We start from the raw sequence: 18,282 nt of genomic DNA, 5'->3' as shown, positions 1-18,282 counted from the left end.
ATTTCTATTAAAAGTGGAGGAGGAAGAAAAATGGACTTATTAATTAAAAATGGAACAATTATAACAGCTGCTGAAACCTTTGTTGGAGATATTGCAGTAAACGATGGGAAAATAGTATGTGTTGGAATGAATCTTCCTGTAGTAGCTGAAAAGGTAGTAGATGCTGCTGGCAAGCTGGTATTACCTGGCGCTATTGATGCACACACCCATTTAGCTATGCCTTTTGGGGGAACAGTTTCAGCAGACAGTTACTTAGCAGGAACAAGGGCAGCAGCTTGTGGAGGGGTTACCACTGTATTTGATTATCCAATGCAAAGAAAAAGTTTTGGCATTATTGAAACAGTAGAAGCTAGAAAAGCTATATGTGATGTAGAAGCCTGCGTAGATTATGCTTTTCACTGCTGTATTACCGACTTAAATGATGGGGCGATTTTAGATGAATTTGAAGTAGCTGTCAATTACGGGATTACGAGTTTTAAATGTTTTTTAGTATACAAAAAGGAAGGCATGATGGTAGATGATGGCACCTTAGTCAAGGTTTTATTAAAAGCAAAAGAAGTAGGTGCCATGACCAACATTCATGCAGAAAATCCAGATTTAATAGACCTATATACAGCTCAGTTTTTAAAGGAAGGTAAGACTTCAGCTTGGTATCACTATATGAGTAGACCAGAATTTGTGGAAGCAGAAGCAGACAAAAGAGCAGTTCACTGGGCAAAATCAGTAGAGGCGCCCTTATATCTAGTGCATATGGCAGACAAAGAAGGATTAGAAGCTGCAGTAGCTGCCAAAAGAGAGGGCCATGATATTTATATCGAAACCTGCCCACAGTATCTAGAGTTCACCTGTGATGTTTATAAAAGAGAAGATGGTAGAAACTTCGTTTGTTCACCACCCATGAAAGGGGAAGAAAGCAAAGAAGCACTATGGAAGGCGATTAGACAGGGTGCTATTGATACAGTAGCAACTGATCATTGCCCTTTCCAAAGCTATGAGAAGGATTGGGGAAAAGATGACTTTACTAAAATCCCCAATGGTTGTGCAGGTGTTGAAAATCTTTATCCTTATATGCTATCAGCAGCTAATGAAGGTAAGATTACCTTCAATAGGGCAGTAGAGTTGTGTTCTACAAATCCAGCTAAACTTTTTGGATGCAAACAAAAGGGTTCCTTAGCAGTAGGAAAAGATGCAGACATTGTTATTTATGATCCTTATAAAGATGTAACCATTTCTGTAAGCAACATGCATTCAGATTATGACCATACCATTTGGGAAGGAAAAAAGATACATGGGTATCCGGTTCAAACCTATGTACGTGGCAAGTTAGTTTATGACAATGGAGATTTTGTAGGCACACCAGGTTTTGGAGAGTTTGTAAAAAGAGAACCTAGAAAATAAATACAAGGGGGGAAAGCGATGAATCCATTATATATAGAGATTTCACTTAAGGAAGAAGTGAGTGGTTGTTTACTATGCAACGAAGCGGCCTGCACAAAGGCTTGCCCACATGGGGTGGAGGTAGACAAAATCATTCGTTCCCTTCGTTTTGAAAATACGTCAGGAGCGGCTGAAAAGCTCACCTTAGAGATGGCTTGTGAAAGCTGTGATAACAAAGCGTGTTTAGAAGCTTGCGTTAAGTCTAAAATGAGTAAAACTGTTCCAATAGATGACATCATGATAAAGGCAGCTACCTATCCTAAAACACCTGAAAAAGAAGTAGATTTATCTATAACCTTTTGTGGTGTACCTTGTGAAAATCCGTTTTTCTTATCTTCATCTGTAGTAGGTAGTAACTATGAGATGGTAGCTAAGGCTTTTGAAATGGGGTGGGCAGGTGTAGCTTTTAAAACGATAGGTCATTTTGTACCTAAAGAGGTTTCGCCTCGCTTTGATGCACTAACTAAGGAATCAGTGCCTTTTGTAGGCTTTAAAAATATTGAACAAATCTCAGACCATACCTTAGAAGAGAACTTAACTTTTTTGAAGGAATTAAAAAAGAACTATCCAACTAAGGTCATTGTTGCTTCTATTATGGGAACCAATGAAGAGGAATGGACCTACTTAGCAAGGGTCGTTACTGAAGCTGGAGCTGATATTATTGAATGTAACTTTTCTTGCCCTCATATGGCCACAGATGGTCTTGGATCCGATGTAGGCCAAAATCCTGAGTTAGTAGCTACTTATACAAAAGCGACTAGAAAAGGAACCCATTTACCTATTTTAGCCAAGATGACACCAAACCTTGGTCATATGGAAATACCAGCTTTAGCAGCCATGGAGGCAGAGGCAACAGGGATTGCAGCTATTAATACAATTAAGAGCATTATGAATGTAGATTTAGAAAGCTTTTGTTCAGGGCCAGAGGTACGAGGTAAAACAAGTGTGGGTGGTTATTCTGGAAAAGCCGTGAAACCCATTGCCCTGCGTTTTATCTATGAGATGAAAAGTCATGAAGGTTTAAGGAAGACGCCTATAAGTGGTATGGGAGGCATTGAAACCTGGAAAGATGCAGCCGAGTTTTTAGCTTTAGGCTGTGAAAACTTACAGGTAACAACAGCGGTTATGCAATATGGTTATAGAATAATTGAAGATCTTATAGAGGGGATGAAATTTTATTTAATAAATGAAGGGTATCATTCTATTAGTGAGATAGTAGGAAAAGCCATAGAACATATTGTGCCAGGTGATGAGCTAGATAGGGATAGTATATGTTATCCCAAGTTTAATAAAAGCAAATGTGTTGGCTGTGGCAGGTGTTATTTGTCTTGCTATGATGGTGGGCATCAAGCACTTGAGCAAGAACCAGGTAGTGGTAAACCTATATTAATAGCAAGCAAATGTGTAGGATGTCATCTTTGTAAGGTGGTGTGTCCAGTAAATGCTATTGAGACAGGAAAACGAGTTGTTAAGAAATAGTATGTAGCAATAGAAGATGATCAAGATGAGGAGGAAAGGTTATGAAGACATGTAGCAAAGAGAGATTAGAGGATAAAATAGTGACTTTTAGTAAATTTGGAGATACAGGTAAGGGAGGCATTACTAGGTTTTCTTTATCACCAGCAGCTCTTGAAGCTAGAGAGGAATTTTGTAAGAGATGTAAGGCGCTTGGAATGACTATTAAAACAGATGATATGGCCAATATTTATGCCACACTTAAAGGGGAGGAAGGACTTCCAGCTATTATGTCTGGGTCACACATGGATTCTGTTAAACAAGGTGGAAATTATGATGGTATCTTAGGTGTTTTAACAGCTTTAGAAGTAGCTGAAACCATTGTGACAGAAAAGATTCCTCATCGTCATCCTATTACTGTAGTGGTATGGACCAATGAAGAAGGGGCAAGATTCGAACCAGCTATGATGTCTTCAGGGGTTATTACTGGTAAATTTGATAAGGATAAGATGCTGGCTTCTAAAGATAAAGAGGGAACTACCTTTAAAGAAGCCTTAGAAGCCAGTGGTTACTTAGGAGAAGAAGCAAATAGGATGAAGCCAGAAGAAAATATGGCTTTGGTGGAGCTGCATATTGAACAAGGGCCTGTACTAGAAGCAGAGAAAAAAGATATAGGAGTTGTTGAAGGGGTTTGCGGTATGATTAACTATGAATTTACCTTTATCGGTCAAGCAGATCATGCAGGAACAACACCGATGAAATATAGAAAAGATGCCTTATATGCAGCCACCAAGACTATTCAATACTTACATGATGAATTAGTTCAATTAGATAGTAAGCTTGTTTATACAACAGGTAAGATCTCTGCTCATCCTAATATCCATACCATTATCCCAGATGAAGTGAAGTTTACCTTAGATGCAAGACATCAAGACCCTGAAGTCATTAAACAGGTATTAGCTATTATTAAGGCTATTCCTGAGGTGATAGAAAAATGTGAAGTAAGCTACGAAGAGGCATGGTCTCGTAAAACAGTTGCTTATTATCCTGAGTATGTAGACTTTGTAGAAAAAAGTGTTCAGGAGTATGGCTACTCAGCTATGAGAATGTATAGTGGACCAGGTCATGATGCTCAATTTATTGCAGATGTTATTCCAACTACTATGATTTTTGTACCTAGTGTAAAAGGGCATAGTCATTGTGAAAAAGAATTCACCCCAGTTGAGGCATGCTTAAAAGGGGCTAATGTACTACTTCAAACACTACTTAAGATTGATCAAAAATAATTTTGCATGATATATAAAAAAGGGGTTGTCGTAAAAATCACAGGAAATACAAAATATAATGCATTGAGTATGAATTATATTTTGTAGAATAGATTGATTTTATGACAATCCCTTTTTTGTCTTTATTATTCCTAATGTGATTTCTGTACGTCAGACTAGAAGTCTTCCTCCGGCTTCCTTCAGACTTCACCTCACGGTAGACACATAAAAATAGAGAGCATTTTTCAGCTCTCTATGATGATTTCTATTTGATACTAATCCTATTTTTATATCATTCCGTCTCTGATTATGCCGTGATCTTTTAAAACTTTCTCAATCACAGTTCCTTTTAGTTTCTTAAGCAATGGTCTCTTTAATGCATTAAGTGGTCCTGGAAGTTCAATTTCAAGAGGAGACTTACCATCCATTAATTTTACGCTACTATCAAGCAGCTCTCTAATATCGTATACGCTACCCCAAACTTCTGGAACGCCACGGTCAACCCCAAGTAAACCGTAAACAGCTTCCATGGCAGTACGAACAGAATACTCCGTTGTAAAAATAGTATCTCTTGGTGTTTCAGCAAACTGACCTAAGAATGCAAAGTTTACACAACCGTCTGGAATAACATCTGGTCTGTCCCCTTTTGTTCTTGGCATAAAGAATGCTGTAATATATGGCATCATTGTTGGTACACAGATTGCATGATTTTCAGCAAGGTCATCAATCTCATCTACTGGAACACCCATATGGTATAACCATTCTGCTGTAATTTCTTTACCAGTACATTCTTTCATTGGTTTCTTAATGTAGTCCCCTGGAACATCTGTAAATAAGCTGTATACCCATACACAAATTTCATCTTTCTCCTGTTCTTTAAATTGTCCTTGTCTATTGATTGTCCAGCTCAGTAACCAGCTAGAATCTTGACAACTCACGATACCACCAGTAACAACACGTCCACTTCTTGGATCTCTCTTACATATTTTTTCAATATAAGATATGATTCTATCATCAGAAGTTGTAACTGTTGCAGATTCCCAGTTGGTTTTTTCAATATCAGAGCAGAATTTTTCTGGATGTCCAAAAGCCTCATCTTGGGCTGCAATGTTTTTCCATAAACTCCAACAGCCACTTGTACGAACTTCTGCATTGCCAACTGGTGCATGGTTTTGATCCCCATAGATTGTTCCTTCTGTACAACTTCCATTGGTTACAAATACAAGATCATTTTCTGTAAGGATAATTGATTGTTCTTCCCCGTTAACCTTACATTGAATCTTTTTGGCAATTTTCTTATCACCAACAAAATCAAATAATACATTCGTTACTTCAGTATTGAATTGGAACTTCACACCTGCTGCTTCTAAATATTTTTGCATTGGTAGGATCAAAGACTCATATTGATTGTATTTTGTGAATTTTAATGCAGAGAAATCAGGTAAGCCGCCAATATGATGGATAAATCTCTGGAAGTAAAGTTTCATCTCAAGTGCACTATGCCAATTTTCAAAAGCAAACATTGTTCTCCAATATAACCAGAAGGTAGAATCAAAGACTTCTTCATCAAATACATCTTCGATGGTCTTATCGTAAAGATCTTCATCTTTTGTGAAGAATAATTTCATAATTTGCATGCAGCCTTTTTGGCTTAAATTGAATTTCCCATCAGTATGGGCATCTTCACCTCTCTTGTGTGTTGCACGGCATAGTGAGTAATTTGGATCATGTTTATTTAACCAATAATATTCATCAAGTACAGACACGCCTGGTGTCTCAATAGATGGAATGCTTCGGAATAAATCCCATAAACATTCGAAATGGTCTTCCATTTCTCTACCACCACGCATTACATACCCTCTCATTGGATCGTTGATACCATCACAAGCACCCCCTGCAATGTCCATAGCCTCTAAAATGTGAATATTTTCACCTTTCATTTGCCCATCTCTTACAAGAAAGCAAGCTGCCGCTAATGCACCAAGTCCACTACCTACAATATAAGCAGATTTGTCATCTACTCCGGCAGGTTTCTCTGGTCGAGCAAATGCTTCATAGTTACCTTTAGAATAATAAATTCCTTTGCTATTCTTTATATTCTTACCAACCTCTGTATTACGATATTCTGCAAGCTCTTTGGCTCTTTTTTCTTTGGCTTCTTGTCTTTCGTTGGCTACTTGTTTTTCTTTTTTATTCTTTGCGATTACTGTCATTCCTGCTCCAGCTGCTAATAATGAAGCTACACCTATCTTTGCTATTTTTTTGTTCATATATCATCTCTCCTTATGATTTTTACTGTATTCTGTATCATCATAGATTTAACAAGCCATTATTTCTAAATGCCAAATCATTTACCTTAGGGGGTATTCTAAAATTTCTGTTTGAAACCTATGTTTTGTAAAATAACCTAATGTTTTTATTGTTTCATAAATCAAAAGAACAATATTACCCATCCTACATATACATCTTAATGTTGTCTTTGCTATCTTTAGTTGGCGAATCTTATCTCACTTCCTTCATACTTGTCTCTATCTTAATTTATGTTTTTTTGTTTGTATATAGACAAAAAAGCTGTTATGTCTAAAAACTAGACACAATTGAGCTTTTGTACAAATATTAATGCTGTAAACTAATAAGTTAAAAATAAACCATCTGAACTGCACAAATCTACTTGCTACAATTCGGATGGTTTATTTTAATCAATTTATACCAGAATTAGAGGATTTTAAACAATAACAACACAAATGTCTAATATAGCCTTAACTAAAAACAAATGAAGGTTGCATAATTATTAATTTAAAAAATTTTGAATATTTAAACTCGGGATGGTATAATATATAATATATACATAAATGGAGGTAGGAAATGAGAACAGTAAAAGTAATGTCTATCATAGCTATCGTAGTTTTTAGTTTTAGCTTCTTGTGTTTAGTGGGGTTCAGCAATAATATTGAGGACTATGAAGCAGCCATAGGTTGGGGAATTATAGCAATGCTCTATGGTATTCCATATGCCATTGCTTCACTAGTAAGTAGTATAAGACATGGTAAAAAGGAAAACGGTACAGGAAGCAAAGGAAACTTTATGTCTGTAACAGAAGAATTAGTTCAGTTAGGTACTTTAAAAGAAAAGAACGCTATTTCTGAAGAAGAATATGATGTGATGAAAGCAAAATTATTAAGTAAAATCTCTGTTTAAAGTAATAAAAAAAACCTCATCTACACAATACATAAAAAATGTATTTACTTGATTAAAATTTTGTATTAATATATGTTAAATACTTAATTTTAAAACAAACAGAAACTAAACTAGATTGGGGGGCTATTAATGGAGATGATTAATGTAGTTAATAAGCTTTTAGTAATGCCAAAGAAAGTGAAACAGGAAATACTAAAAGAAAAGGAGCAGTTAGTACTCACTCATATTTTATATGATACAGAAGAGTTACTGCTTACAAGAAGTAGAGATGAGATGGGGACTTATTTAAGTTGCTTAAATAAAAAAAATGAACAAGTAAGTGTGGCTATTCCTCTAAGTGCAGCAAACCTATTGGGAAGCTATATTGCATATGATGTACTCGCTAAAAAAGAGATAGGTTTAATAGAGGACACATTATTACTACGCATAGAAGGTGGGGAGAAACGCATTATTAAGCTCCTCCCAATTTCATGATATTAATATGATTCTGTTATAAAAACAAAAAGAATTAAAGTGGATATATCATAGAATGATTAACCCCGTCTTCAAAAGGCATCAAAGCCTGATGAGACGGGGTTTTTGATCGTATATTACAGACATATAAAGTGGGCTATAAATTAGTAGCAGCTGTAGAATGTCTAATAACTAAATTGATATCTAAGGATCTACTTTCTATCTTATGTTCTTGAAGCTGTTTCATAGCACTTAGCACACACTCGCGGCCCAATTCATAGGCGTTTTGATCAATGGTTGTTAAAGGTGGCTCAGAGATTTCAGCTATGCTTCGGTTATCATATCCAATAATAGATAAGTCTTCAGGTATACGAATCCCTTGTTCTTTTAAAAATTTAAGCATACCTGTAGCAACCATATCATTAACAGCAATAATAGCATCTACATCTAACATTTTAGTAATAATAGCTCTAGCTGCCTCATACCCATCTTGCCAAGTATAGCCACATAAGCTAACTAATTCTAAATCAAAAGGAATATTTTCTTCAGATAAGGCCTTTTTATAACCTTCTAGTCGTTTAAGTGAAACATAAAATCCTTTATTAGGTTCTTCTTCTAGAGAAAGGAGTTCTTGGATACTGGTAATAGGTTTTTCAAGTTCATGTATTGGACCTAGATAATAAATTCTCTTTTTACCTAATTTAGTCAGGTATTTAGTAGCCAAGTAACCTGCTTTTTCATTATTAAAATAGACATGAGAAAAAGGGGTACTGATATTTTCTCTACCACCAATAACGATAGCAATTTGTTTATAAATATCTATTTCATAGAGATAGTCAATAGTAGCCATAGGATAATAAATGAGTGCATGAAGCGGTAAATGAGAAAGCTGCTCCAAGCACTCTTTTTCCTTATACTGAGAGCCTTCGCTAGATTTGATAATAACTTCATACTGATAAAGTAAGGCTTCTTTTAAAATTCCTGAAACAATTTCTGAATAAAAAGGACTACTAATATCAGGCACAATCACACCTATAAAAGCATGTTCTCGGCTTATATTATGCTTTTTCTTGGTTTTAATTTCATAACCTAAGGTTTCAATAGCGGCATAAGTTCTGCTAGCCAAATCTTCTTTAACACTTCCACCATTTAAGACTCTTGAAACAGTAGCTGGAGACACTCCTGCAAGTGCAGCTACATCTTGTACTGTTACTTTGCGCATTTTTATAACCTCTTGTACATCTATTTTAGCTGATTTTTAGTGTTTATAGTATACACTATCTCTTATGTCAAGTCTATCTAGAAATAGCTTCGATGAATAGGGGAGAAAGAAATAAAAATGAAAATGGAACTGAAACAAATAGCTGAATCTAAAATTGTTTCAGTTTTGTTTCATGTAATTTTAGGAAAACAGATGAAATTTCAATAAAATAGGTTGACATAATTTGAAAATTTTCTTATACTCATATCTGTTAGTTTAAATTTTAACAATAACTGTTTATAATACATTCAACTAAATGAGGAGAAGAAAATGGCGAACACACATTATAATCATCTCTTAAGTCCCATTACTATTAAGAACTTAACAATTGAAAATAGAGTTGTGATGACACCAATGGGTACAAATTTTGCAGCAGCAACAGGTGAATTCACAGATGAACATATAAAATACTACGAACAAAGGGCTAAAGGTGGTACAGGTCTGATTATCGTAGAAAATATTAATATTGACTATCCACTTGGTTCAAACGGAACAACACAAATCCGTATTGATCATGACAGATATATTCCAAAATTAGTGAGACTTACTGACCGTGTGCACAGACATGGCTCAAAGATTGCTCTTCAAATCAATCATGCTGGGGCATCTGCTATTGCTGAGCGTATTGAAGGGTTACAACCAGTATCAGCATCTCATATTCCTTCTAAGGAAGGGGGGGCAATCCCCAGACCATTAACAGTGGAGGAAATTTACGGAATTGCTAAAAAGTTTGGAAGTGCTGCAAGAAGAGCACAGATTGCTGGGTTTGATGCAGTAGAAGTACACGGAGGGCACTCTTATTTATTAGCACAATTTATGTCATCACTTACAAATGATAGAACAGATGAATTTGGTGGTAGTGTAGAAAATAGAGCGCGTTTTACAAAACTTGTACTTGAAGAAATTAGAGCAGTAGTAGGTCCACATTTCCCAATCATCCTTAGAGTATCTGGTGATGAGTTTATGGAAAAAGGTCGTGACCTTAATGAAACACTTGAAATGCTTACTTACCTTGATGAGTATGTAGATATGTATGATATTTCAGCAGGTGTCAATGATACACTTCATATGCAAGTAGATATTATGGGGCTTGAAGAAGGTTGGAGAGCAAATCAAGCACAAGCTGTTAAAGAAAAGTTTGGCAAACCAACAATGACGGTAGGATCATTTAGATCTCCAGAGATTGCTGAAAAAGTACTTGCTGAAGGAATGGCAGACTTTATCGGTATGGGTCGTGGTTTAATTGCAGAACCAGAATGGGTTAACAAAGTAGCTACAGGTAACGAAAGATTACTTCGTAAATGTATTTCATGTAACATTGGATGTGTCACAAATCGTGTTTACATGAACAGACCAATTACTTGTACAGTAAGCCCAGACCTTATTAATGAAAATGAGTACAGAAACCGTAAAGTAACAGAGCCAACTAACGTGGTTGTTATTGGTGGTGGTACAGCTGGACTTGAGGCTGCTTGCACAGCAGCAGAAGTAGGATGCAGTACTGTACTTCTTGAAAAGAGAGAACAAACAGGCGGCTTAGCACGGGAGATTGCTAAATTCCCAGATAAGAAAAAAGTACAATTCTTTGTTGATTATTTAGAAGAACGTGCGAAGGATCTTAAGAATCTTTATGTATGTACAAATACTGAAGCAACTATTGAGAAAGTAGAGCAATTTAAACCAGATATTGTTGTGAATGCAACTGGGTCAGTACCTCTTCTTCCACCAATAAAAGGATTCGATAAAAACTTAAACAATGAAAATGTTTACACAATTACTAAACTACTTGCTAACTTAGACAAAGTACCTAATATGAAAGGGAAACGTGTTGTAATTGCTGGTGCAGGAGCAGTAGGACTTGATTGTGTGGAATATTTCTCACAACAAGGTGCTATTGTAACAATTCTTGAAAGACTTCCAGTAGTAGGTCAAGATCTTGACCCAGTATCTCGAAAAGGTATGCTTGAAGTTATTAAAAGCCATGATGTACAAACACTTACAAGTACATCACTTATGGAACTTACAGATAAGGCTATGCTTTGCCAAGATAGTGAAGGAAACGATATTACCCTTGAATTTGATCTTGCGTGCATCTGTCTTGGTATGAGAGCAGAAAATGCTCATGTACAAGAGATGACAGCGTACTTTAGAACAAAAGGCGTTAAAGTCCTTAATATAGGAGACAGCTTAAGAGCTAGAAAAATTCTTGCAGGGATTGAGGAAGGAAGAAATATTCTCCTTCAACTTGAAAAACAAGGCTTATTAAAATAGTGATTCAGCAGAGTAAATGATTTAGGGCAATCAAATTGCCCTTGTCATTTGCTTTGAATTGATAAAAAATTAACGTAAAATGACATCAAAGGAGCATTTAACTCAAATGGAAAAGAATATTTTCAAAAACAAGTATTTACTTACAGCCCTCGCAATGTACTTAGTTTACTTTGTACATGGTATGGGTGGAATCATTCTTGCTCAAAATAAAACAGCTTTAATGGCACAATGGGCAACAGATGCAGCTGGGATTGGTATGGTTATTTCAGCACTTGGGTTAGGACGTTTTATCGTACTTTTCATCTCTGGGAAACTCTCAGATAAATATGGTAGAAAACCTTTTATTTTAATAGGGATTGTTACTTATATAACATTCTTTGTAGGAATCTTATTCTCTAAAAACGTAACAGTGGCATTTATCTTTGGTCTTCTTGCTGGTATGGCAAATTCTTTTTTAGATGCAGGAACTTATCCAGCACTTATGGAGTGTTTTGAAGAAGCACAAGGTTCAGCAAGTGTTATGATTAAGGCCTTTATTTCAGGAGGTTCTTCATTACTTCCAATCATTATTAGTTTCTTAATCGCCAATAATATGTATTACGGTTATTCATTCTTTTTCTGTATTGCAGTATTAGTATTATGTGGACTTGTTCTTTTAAAAGTACCATTTCCAGCATTTAAGGCAGTAGAAGCTGAAGGAGCTAAAGAAGTAGTAGAAATAAAAGATGTACCAAAATCTAATATGTGGATTGAAGGAATTGCTCTTATCGTTATTGGCTTCACTGCAACATCAACATTCCAGATTATTGCTTCATGGCTTCCAACTTATGCGCAAGGAGCAGCAGGAATGCAAGAAGCATCAGCAAATATGCTTATAAGTCTTTATAGTACAGGATCATTACTTTCTGTATTCGTTACATCAGCATTAGTTGCAAAGTGGATTAAACAAGTACGCTTTGTATTTGTATACCCTCTTATTTCTTTAATCATGCTTGTTATTCTCTGGATGTTCCCAAGTGTATTAGTGTGTAAAATTGCAGCAGTAGTCATTGGATTCACAGCAGCAGGTGGTGTACTTCAATTAGCACTTACATCAATGGCGGAACTGTTCCCAGTTAATAAAGGAACCATTACAGGTCTTGTATATAGCGCATCAAGTATTTCATCCTTCATTATTCCGGCAGTTTGTGGTAAGCTTGCAGATATTAATGTAGGTCATATCATTCTTTTAGATATTGTGATAACAGCAGTGGGAGTAATCCTTGCACTTGTTGTTAACTTCCGTTATAACAGAGTTATGAAAAAAGCGTAGTATTTAAAGCAAAAGTGAATAATATGATTGGGGGTAGCTTATCATAAGTCAAAAGGACTATAAGCTATCCCTTTAATTTTTAAGATATTTAACACTTCTACTATGAGAGCTCGGGGATAAGCTTTAATCAGACTTAAAAATAAGATATGTTACATAATAGTAATCTAAATCAAGTCTGAGGGAAAGTAATGAAAATAGCAAAGGTGATAGTATGGGATGAAAAATAGATTAAGTAAAGGAGAGTCCATAATGAACACAAGAGATGACTTAAGGGGAACGAAGGATAGTTCTAACAAGTTAGCTATTAGAATGACAATATCCTTAATACTTGCACTTGCAGTAGGGACAGTACTGATTTTTTTAAGAGAGTATTTAATTGAGAGTGGAAATGCCAGCTTATGGGCACAAATTAATAGGATCTTCTTCGTAGATATTAGTACAGAAGAAGGGACAAATGGCTTTGGGATTTTTTATATTTTAGGGCAATTATTTATTAATGCTTTGCAATTTATTATTGTACCTATGGTGTTTTCATCTATTGCACTGGCTATGTGCAGAATTAGTGATACTAAGAAATTAGGGAGAATTTCATATAAAACGTTATTGGGTTTTTTAACGACCTCTATTTTTGCGTTAATTACAGCAGGAACCATCGGCTATCTTGTTTATAAGATGGGTTTATTTAATGTAGCATTAGAAGGAAATGCAAGTGTAGAAGTAGCTTCAAGGCAAAATCCTCTAATGGTCATATTAGATGCGGTGCCTAATAATATTTTTAGTGTATTCACAAGTAATGGGCGTGTGTTGGCTGTTGTATTTTTAGCTGTTGTAATAGGACTTTGTATCAATACTGGAGGAGAAGAGATTGTTGTTTTAAAGAAAATCTTACTAGATATTAATAAGGTCGTTAATGTTTTTTTAAACTTTGTGATTATTAAATTTAGTCCTGTAGCAGTATTTATCTTAATTACACGTACCTTTGCAGTATATGGGATTGAACATTTAAAGCCAGCATTAGTTTATATTTTGACGACTTGTGGCACAGCAATTCTTTATTTAATTATTGCATATCCTTTATATGTCTTTTTAGTAGCAAGATTAAATCCATTTATTTTTATGAAAAAGATTGCCAAGGTAGCGCTTTTAGCTTTTTCTGCTAACTCGTCAGCAGCAGCACTTTCATTAAATGAAAGAACAACTGTAGGAGACTTAGGTGTTGATAAGGATATTGCCTCATTTATCCTGCCATTAGGAATGACCATTAATATGAATGGAACTGCTATTACTCAAGTCATTGCTACTATTTTTATTGCAGCAAGTTCCGGCTATAGTTTAGAGTATAAAAATATTGTGGTTATTGCAGTATTAGCTTTAATTGCTTCTGTGGGTACACCAGCCGCACCTGGGGCTTCAGCCATTATATTATTCTCGGTACTTAATTCAATGGGTTATAATAACCCTGCAACGATTATTGCTTATAGTTTAATTATTGCCATTAATAGACCAGTAGATATGGTTACTACTAGTCTTAATGTAACGGGAGATGCAGCTACAGCAGTTGTAGTAGCGGCCTCAGAAGGTAGTCTTGATAAAAAAGTATATTATAATGAGTAAAATAGCTATTGACAACAAAATGAGCATCTATATAACAGTAAATAACTTAATATATAGCCTGCACAGGTAAGGTGTACTCGAAGAGGTAGGTTACGTGAGTAATCTATAAACTTAAGGTGGTAACACGAGAGAATGCTCTCGTCCTTTTGAAAATAAACAAGAGGGCGGGAGTTTTTTTATGGCTCATGTCTTATAGAACTTGCCGATATTGATAAAACATTATTGATATTAAAGGTGAGTATGTTTTTTGATATAGCTGATAAAGCTTTCGGTTATGGGGGTCAAATATTTATTTTTCACATATGCTAAATAAATCGTACGTGTAGGGTCAGGATGATTGAGCGGAATAGCTTTCACATTAATATGTTCAAGCGCTTCTGTTTTAGCAATGACAGAGACACCAAAGCTTTGGGCAACTAAGCCTAAGAGGGCTGTTTCATCTTCGCCTTCACAGATGATATGAAGATGAAGCTTAGCTTCTTTAAAAAGACGACGTGTAATCTTGCCAAGACCACTTCCTTTGGCATATCCGACAAAAGGATAGGGTTCAAGTTGTTTAAGGTTAATTCGCTCAAAACTAGCAAGTGGATGATGAGGTGGTACAATGGCAACTAGTTCTTGCTTACAGATTGGCTCAAAGTGAATTAAGGGTTCATCTTCTACATAAGAACAAAAGCCTAAATCATAAGTCCCAGATTTTAAGCCTTCTAAAATATAAGCTGTAAAAGCTTGTTTAAAAGTAAAGGTGATTTCATGTTGCTGAAGATGCGGTTGATCTAGAAAGTTTCGTACTGTCTCTGGAATATAGTGAAAAGCTAAGGGAGCTACATAAGCAATATCAATATGACCAGAGTTTTCATTGGTTAAGGCTTCAATTTGTTTTTTTCCTTCATCTAAAGTATCCAGGGCTGTTGTCACATAAGCCAGGAAGATTTTACCGTATTTTGTTAAAGTAACATTGCGTCCTTGCTTTTCAAAAAGTTCTGCACCCAGTTCTGTTTCTAAGCTGGAAATGGCATAGCTCAAACTAGGCTGTGATATATTTAACAGTTCAGCAGCATAGCGAAAATGCTCTACCTTAGCTACTGTTTTGAAGTAATAAAGCTGGTTTAAATTCATGTAAGACATACTCCTTTGTGTTTTACATAGTTTACCATAATTGATAGAATATATCTATTAAAAATTATAAAAATAAGTATTAGATTTATCAAAATAGAAAAGGTATAATGAGAACATAAACAAACGTGTTAAAAAATTAACTAACAGTGCAAGTTGCAAGAAATTACTATAAAATATTAATAAATTGATTTATATAAATAGTATTCCTAAAGGAGACAAGATTATGAAGCAAATCGTAGAAGTGAGAAATGTTAAATTTGGAGAAGGTATGCCAAAAATTTGTGTGCCTCTTATTGGGAAAAATAATAAAGAACTTATTGAAGAAGCCAATTTCTTAAAAACACTGAATCTTGATGTAGTAGAATGGCGTATTGATCATCACCAAGAAGTAGAAGACATTGATCAAATGAAAGAATCCTTAAAAGTACTTAGAGAAGCGCTTGGAGATTTACCTCTTCTTGTAACTTTCAGAAGCAAAAAAGAAGGTGGTGAAAGGGAGGTTAGTATAGATTACTATGCAGAGCTAAATAAAGCTATGGCTGAAACAGGCATGGCGGATATGATTGATGTTGAGCTTTTCACAGGTGATGAGATAGTAAAAGAAATCGTAGATTTTGCTCATAGTAAAAATGTAAAGGTAGTTATGTCAAATCATGACTTCTTTAAGACACCAGCTAAAGAAGAGATTATTAGTCGTCTTTGTAAAATGCAAGAAATGAATGCTGACCTTCCTAAAATTGCAGTTATGCCACAAACTACAGAAGATGTACTAACGCTTTTAAGTGCAACTAACGAAATGGTAACAAAACATGCAGACAGACCTATTATTACAATGTCTATGGCAGGACTTGGCGTTATAAGTCGTTTAGCAGGAGAAGCTTTTGGAAGTGCTCTCACCTTTGGAGCAGCTAAAGCGGCATCAGCACCAGGACAAGTACCAGTAGAAAAATTAGCACAAGTACTTGAAATTTTACATGAAAGTAAGTAGACGGGCTAAGTCAATTTAAATTGACATTAACCGCAAGAGTCTTATGAATAGATAAGAGAAATATCATAATAACAGAAGACAACTAAGGAGACTTGAACGATGGCAGAAAGAATTACAGGACATACAGAACTGATTGGATTAATTGCAACACCTATTAGACATTCAAAATCACCTACTATGCATAATGAGTCCTTTGCTAAATTAGGTTTAGACTATGCTTATCTTGCATTTGAAGTAGGTAACAAGGAGTTAGAAGCTACTGTGAATGGTTTTAGAGCCATGAACGTAAGAGGGTGGAACGTCTCTATGCCTAATAAAGTAGCTATTATGCAGTACCTAGACAAACTATCACCAGCAGCAGAAATGTGTGGTGCAGTAAATACAGTTGTGAATGATAATGGTGTACTTACAGGACATATTACAGACGGTACTGGTTACATGAGATCAATCAAGGAAGCTGGTGTAGATATTATCGGCAAAAAAATGACATTAGTTGGTGCTGGTGGGGCAGCTACAGCCATTGCTATTCAAGCAGCTTTAGATGGTGTTACTGAAATAAGCATTTTTAATATCAAAGATGACTTTTTTGCAAAAGCAGAGAACACAGTAAAAACAATTAATGAAAAAACAGCTTGTAAAGCAAAATTATTTGACTTAGCAGACCTTGATGCTTTAAAAGCTGAGATTGCAACAAGTGCACTCTTCACTAATGCAACAGGTATGGGTATGAAACCTCTTGAAGGACAAACTTATATTCCAGATGCTTCTTTCCTTAGACCAGAGCTTATTGTATCAGATGTTGTTTATTCACCAGCTGAGACAGCTTTATTAAAAATGGCTAGAGAAGTTGGATGTAAAACAATCAATGGTATTGGTATGATGATTTATCAAGGAGCAGCAGGCTTTAAAATGTGGACGGGTGAAGAGATGCCAGTTGACCATGTAAAACAAGTATTAGGATTAGAATAATTAAATTTGAGAGTTAATCGAGTAAATGAACAAAAACTATTAATCAAAGAAGCTATTAGCAGGTGATGAATAAGTCATCTGCTAATAGCTTCTTTATTATTGTAATGTTTAGGGCAAGTTATTCATAAACTAGATAAAAGGTATAATTTAAGGTTATATGATTGATAAATGAGGGGATGGAAAATGCCAATTTATAAAGTGATAAAGGCAGTAGCATTAAATCTGGGGATTATTATTACTAATATTATCTTTTTTTCTCAAGGCTTTATAGGGTTACAGCTACGAGGAGAAAGTGCATTTGAAGGGGCACTAGGAGGAACGCTTATTTTAATGAGTATTATTATTTTTATATGGGGGAATGTACATTATTTTATTGTTCAAGAAAAGGTAATATTAGGAACAGAACTTAAAAGTAAAGAGGACTACAAGATAGCTATACGGCAAAATGCAGTTAAGAAGACGTTTACTAAAAGCATTTTTTACATACTTAAGCAAATAGAACGGTTAGATAAAAAGAATGCCATCATACATGATGTGTTACTTCAAAAATTCACCTTAGAGGAATTAAGTTATATAAAATTTAAGGGCATTTTAAAACAAATAGAAGAACTCTTTTATCTGAATCTAAGAAGTATGGTCAATAAGCTAAATGTTTTTGATCAAGAGGAGTATGACCAAATTACTGGGAAAAAAACTAAGGTCTCTAATCGTATTGAGGAAGAAAAAAGAAAGGTTTATGAGGAGTATATCACCTTTATTGAACATAGCATAGAAGATAATGAGCAGATTTTATTAAAGTTAGATCAACTACTACTAGAGCTTTCTAAATTTAATAGCCTGGAAGATGGTGAGGTAGAAGCAATGCCTGCAATGTTAGAAATAGATGAATTAATTAGTAAAGCTAAATTTTATCAATAGCATTTAAGGAGTAAGGAGGAAA

The 18,282-nt window shown here is 35.2% G+C and carries 14 protein-coding genes; 11 read left to right on the top strand and 3 right to left on the bottom strand.

Going from position 1 to position 18,282, the window contains the following annotated elements; all coding sequences use genetic code 11:
- The first annotated feature begins 30 nt into the window (after window positions 1-30).
- The 3 genes from hydA to QTL86_RS14950 are packed head-to-tail and all read left to right on the top strand — an operon-like array spanning window position 31 to window position 4,178.
- A complete protein-coding gene (gene hydA / locus QTL86_RS14960; RefSeq protein ID WP_410495276.1) occupies window positions 31-1,398 on the top strand; it encodes a dihydropyrimidinase in 1,368 nt (455 codons plus the stop codon).
- An 18-nt stretch (window positions 1,399-1,416) separates the two neighbouring features.
- Complete coding sequence (gene preA / locus QTL86_RS14955; protein WP_410495275.1) at window positions 1,417-2,916, top strand: NAD-dependent dihydropyrimidine dehydrogenase subunit PreA; 1,500 nt, start codon at window positions 1,417-1,419, stop codon at window positions 2,914-2,916.
- A gap of 41 nt (window positions 2,917-2,957) precedes the next feature.
- Window positions 2,958-4,178: a Zn-dependent hydrolase gene (locus tag QTL86_RS14950; protein WP_127065564.1), complete on the top strand. Its 1,221-nt coding sequence runs from the start codon at window positions 2,958-2,960 to the stop codon at window positions 4,176-4,178.
- A gap of 266 nt (window positions 4,179-4,444) precedes the next feature.
- Here QTL86_RS14950 and QTL86_RS14945 read toward each other — a convergent pair whose 3' ends face one another.
- Entirely contained in the window at window positions 4,445-6,427 is a 1,983-nt protein-coding gene (locus QTL86_RS14945; protein ID WP_127065565.1) for an oleate hydratase, read from the bottom strand.
- A 595-nt stretch (window positions 6,428-7,022) separates the two neighbouring features.
- Here QTL86_RS14945 and QTL86_RS14940 point away from each other — a divergent pair.
- Window positions 7,023-7,355, top strand: a complete 333-nt coding sequence (locus QTL86_RS14940; RefSeq protein ID WP_410495274.1) for an SHOCT domain-containing protein — start codon at window positions 7,023-7,025, stop codon at window positions 7,353-7,355.
- Window positions 7,356-7,484: 129 nt separating this feature from the next.
- Window positions 7,485-7,829, top strand: coding sequence for a hypothetical protein (locus tag QTL86_RS14935; RefSeq protein ID WP_127065566.1), 345 nt, complete (start codon window positions 7,485-7,487; stop codon window positions 7,827-7,829).
- 136 nt (window positions 7,830-7,965) lie between these two features.
- Here the strand turns inward: QTL86_RS14935 and QTL86_RS14930 are convergent, their stop codons facing one another.
- Window positions 7,966-9,030, bottom strand: coding sequence for a LacI family DNA-binding transcriptional regulator (locus QTL86_RS14930; RefSeq protein ID WP_127065567.1), 1,065 nt, complete (start codon window positions 9,028-9,030; stop codon window positions 7,966-7,968).
- Between the two features lie 309 nt (window positions 9,031-9,339).
- Between QTL86_RS14930 and QTL86_RS14925 the strand changes: the two genes are divergently transcribed.
- The 3 genes from QTL86_RS14925 to QTL86_RS14915 all read left to right on the top strand — a co-directional run bounded on the left by QTL86_RS14925 (window position 9,340) and on the right by QTL86_RS14915 (window position 14,266).
- The gene (locus QTL86_RS14925; protein ID WP_127065568.1) at window positions 9,340-11,340 is read left to right on the top strand and encodes an FAD-dependent oxidoreductase; all 2,001 of its coding nucleotides are present in this window, start codon (window positions 9,340-9,342) and stop codon (window positions 11,338-11,340) included.
- A 106-nt stretch (window positions 11,341-11,446) separates the two neighbouring features.
- A complete protein-coding gene (locus QTL86_RS14920) occupies window positions 11,447-12,652 on the top strand; it encodes an MFS transporter (RefSeq protein WP_127065569.1) in 1,206 nt (401 codons plus the stop codon).
- A 249-nt stretch (window positions 12,653-12,901) separates the two neighbouring features.
- Window positions 12,902-14,266, top strand: a complete 1,365-nt coding sequence (locus tag QTL86_RS14915; protein WP_243118644.1) for a dicarboxylate/amino acid:cation symporter — start codon at window positions 12,902-12,904, stop codon at window positions 14,264-14,266.
- A 228-nt stretch (window positions 14,267-14,494) separates the two neighbouring features.
- Here the strand turns inward: QTL86_RS14915 and QTL86_RS14910 are convergent, their stop codons facing one another.
- Entirely contained in the window at window positions 14,495-15,385 is an 891-nt protein-coding gene (locus tag QTL86_RS14910; protein ID WP_127065570.1) for a LysR family transcriptional regulator, read from the bottom strand.
- A 223-nt stretch (window positions 15,386-15,608) separates the two neighbouring features.
- On the opposite strand from QTL86_RS14910, the gene aroD reads away from it, so the two are divergent.
- The 3 genes from aroD to QTL86_RS14895 all read left to right on the top strand — a co-directional run bounded on the left by aroD (window position 15,609) and on the right by QTL86_RS14895 (window position 18,260).
- Window positions 15,609-16,373 carry a type I 3-dehydroquinate dehydratase gene (gene aroD / locus QTL86_RS14905; protein WP_410495273.1) on the top strand — a complete coding sequence of 255 codons (765 nt, stop codon included), beginning with the start codon at window positions 15,609-15,611 and terminating at the stop codon, window positions 16,371-16,373.
- A gap of 99 nt (window positions 16,374-16,472) precedes the next feature.
- Window positions 16,473-17,342, top strand: a complete 870-nt coding sequence (locus QTL86_RS14900) for a shikimate dehydrogenase (RefSeq protein ID WP_127065572.1) — start codon at window positions 16,473-16,475, stop codon at window positions 17,340-17,342.
- 183 nt (window positions 17,343-17,525) lie between these two features.
- The gene (locus QTL86_RS14895) at window positions 17,526-18,260 is read left to right on the top strand and encodes a hypothetical protein (RefSeq protein ID WP_410495272.1); all 735 of its coding nucleotides are present in this window, start codon (window positions 17,526-17,528) and stop codon (window positions 18,258-18,260) included.
- Window positions 18,261-18,282: the final 22 nt, after the last annotated feature.

This window comes from Cellulosilyticum sp. ST5 (genome assembly GCF_046529625.1).
In the GTDB taxonomy this organism is placed as follows: domain Bacteria; phylum Bacillota; class Clostridia; order Lachnospirales; family Cellulosilyticaceae; genus Cellulosilyticum; species Cellulosilyticum lentocellum.
The sequence above is the reverse complement of the archived record's forward strand: the minus strand, read 5'-3'. Positions and strand labels throughout refer to the sequence as shown.

Coding starts and splice junctions, on each gene's coding strand:
- hydA (WP_410495276.1), top strand. CDS start 31: ATGGACTTATTAATTAAAAATGGAACAATTATAACAGCTGCTGAAACC.
- preA (WP_410495275.1), top strand. CDS start 1,417: ATGAATCCATTATATATAGAGATTTCACTTAAGGAAGAAGTGAGTGGT.
- QTL86_RS14950 (WP_127065564.1), top strand. CDS start 2,958: ATGAAGACATGTAGCAAAGAGAGATTAGAGGATAAAATAGTGACTTTT.
- QTL86_RS14945 (WP_127065565.1), bottom strand. CDS start 6,427: ATGAACAAAAAAATAGCAAAGATAGGTGTAGCTTCATTATTAGCAGCT.
- QTL86_RS14940 (WP_410495274.1), top strand. CDS start 7,023: ATGAGAACAGTAAAAGTAATGTCTATCATAGCTATCGTAGTTTTTAGT.
- QTL86_RS14935 (WP_127065566.1), top strand. CDS start 7,485: ATGGAGATGATTAATGTAGTTAATAAGCTTTTAGTAATGCCAAAGAAA.
- QTL86_RS14930 (WP_127065567.1), bottom strand. CDS start 9,030: ATGCGCAAAGTAACAGTACAAGATGTAGCTGCACTTGCAGGAGTGTCT.
- QTL86_RS14925 (WP_127065568.1), top strand. CDS start 9,340: ATGGCGAACACACATTATAATCATCTCTTAAGTCCCATTACTATTAAG.
- QTL86_RS14920 (WP_127065569.1), top strand. CDS start 11,447: ATGGAAAAGAATATTTTCAAAAACAAGTATTTACTTACAGCCCTCGCA.
- QTL86_RS14915 (WP_243118644.1), top strand. CDS start 12,902: ATGAACACAAGAGATGACTTAAGGGGAACGAAGGATAGTTCTAACAAG.
- QTL86_RS14910 (WP_127065570.1), bottom strand. CDS start 15,385: ATGAATTTAAACCAGCTTTATTACTTCAAAACAGTAGCTAAGGTAGAG.
- aroD (WP_410495273.1), top strand. CDS start 15,609: ATGAAGCAAATCGTAGAAGTGAGAAATGTTAAATTTGGAGAAGGTATG.
- QTL86_RS14900 (WP_127065572.1), top strand. CDS start 16,473: ATGGCAGAAAGAATTACAGGACATACAGAACTGATTGGATTAATTGCA.
- QTL86_RS14895 (WP_410495272.1), top strand. CDS start 17,526: ATGCCAATTTATAAAGTGATAAAGGCAGTAGCATTAAATCTGGGGATT.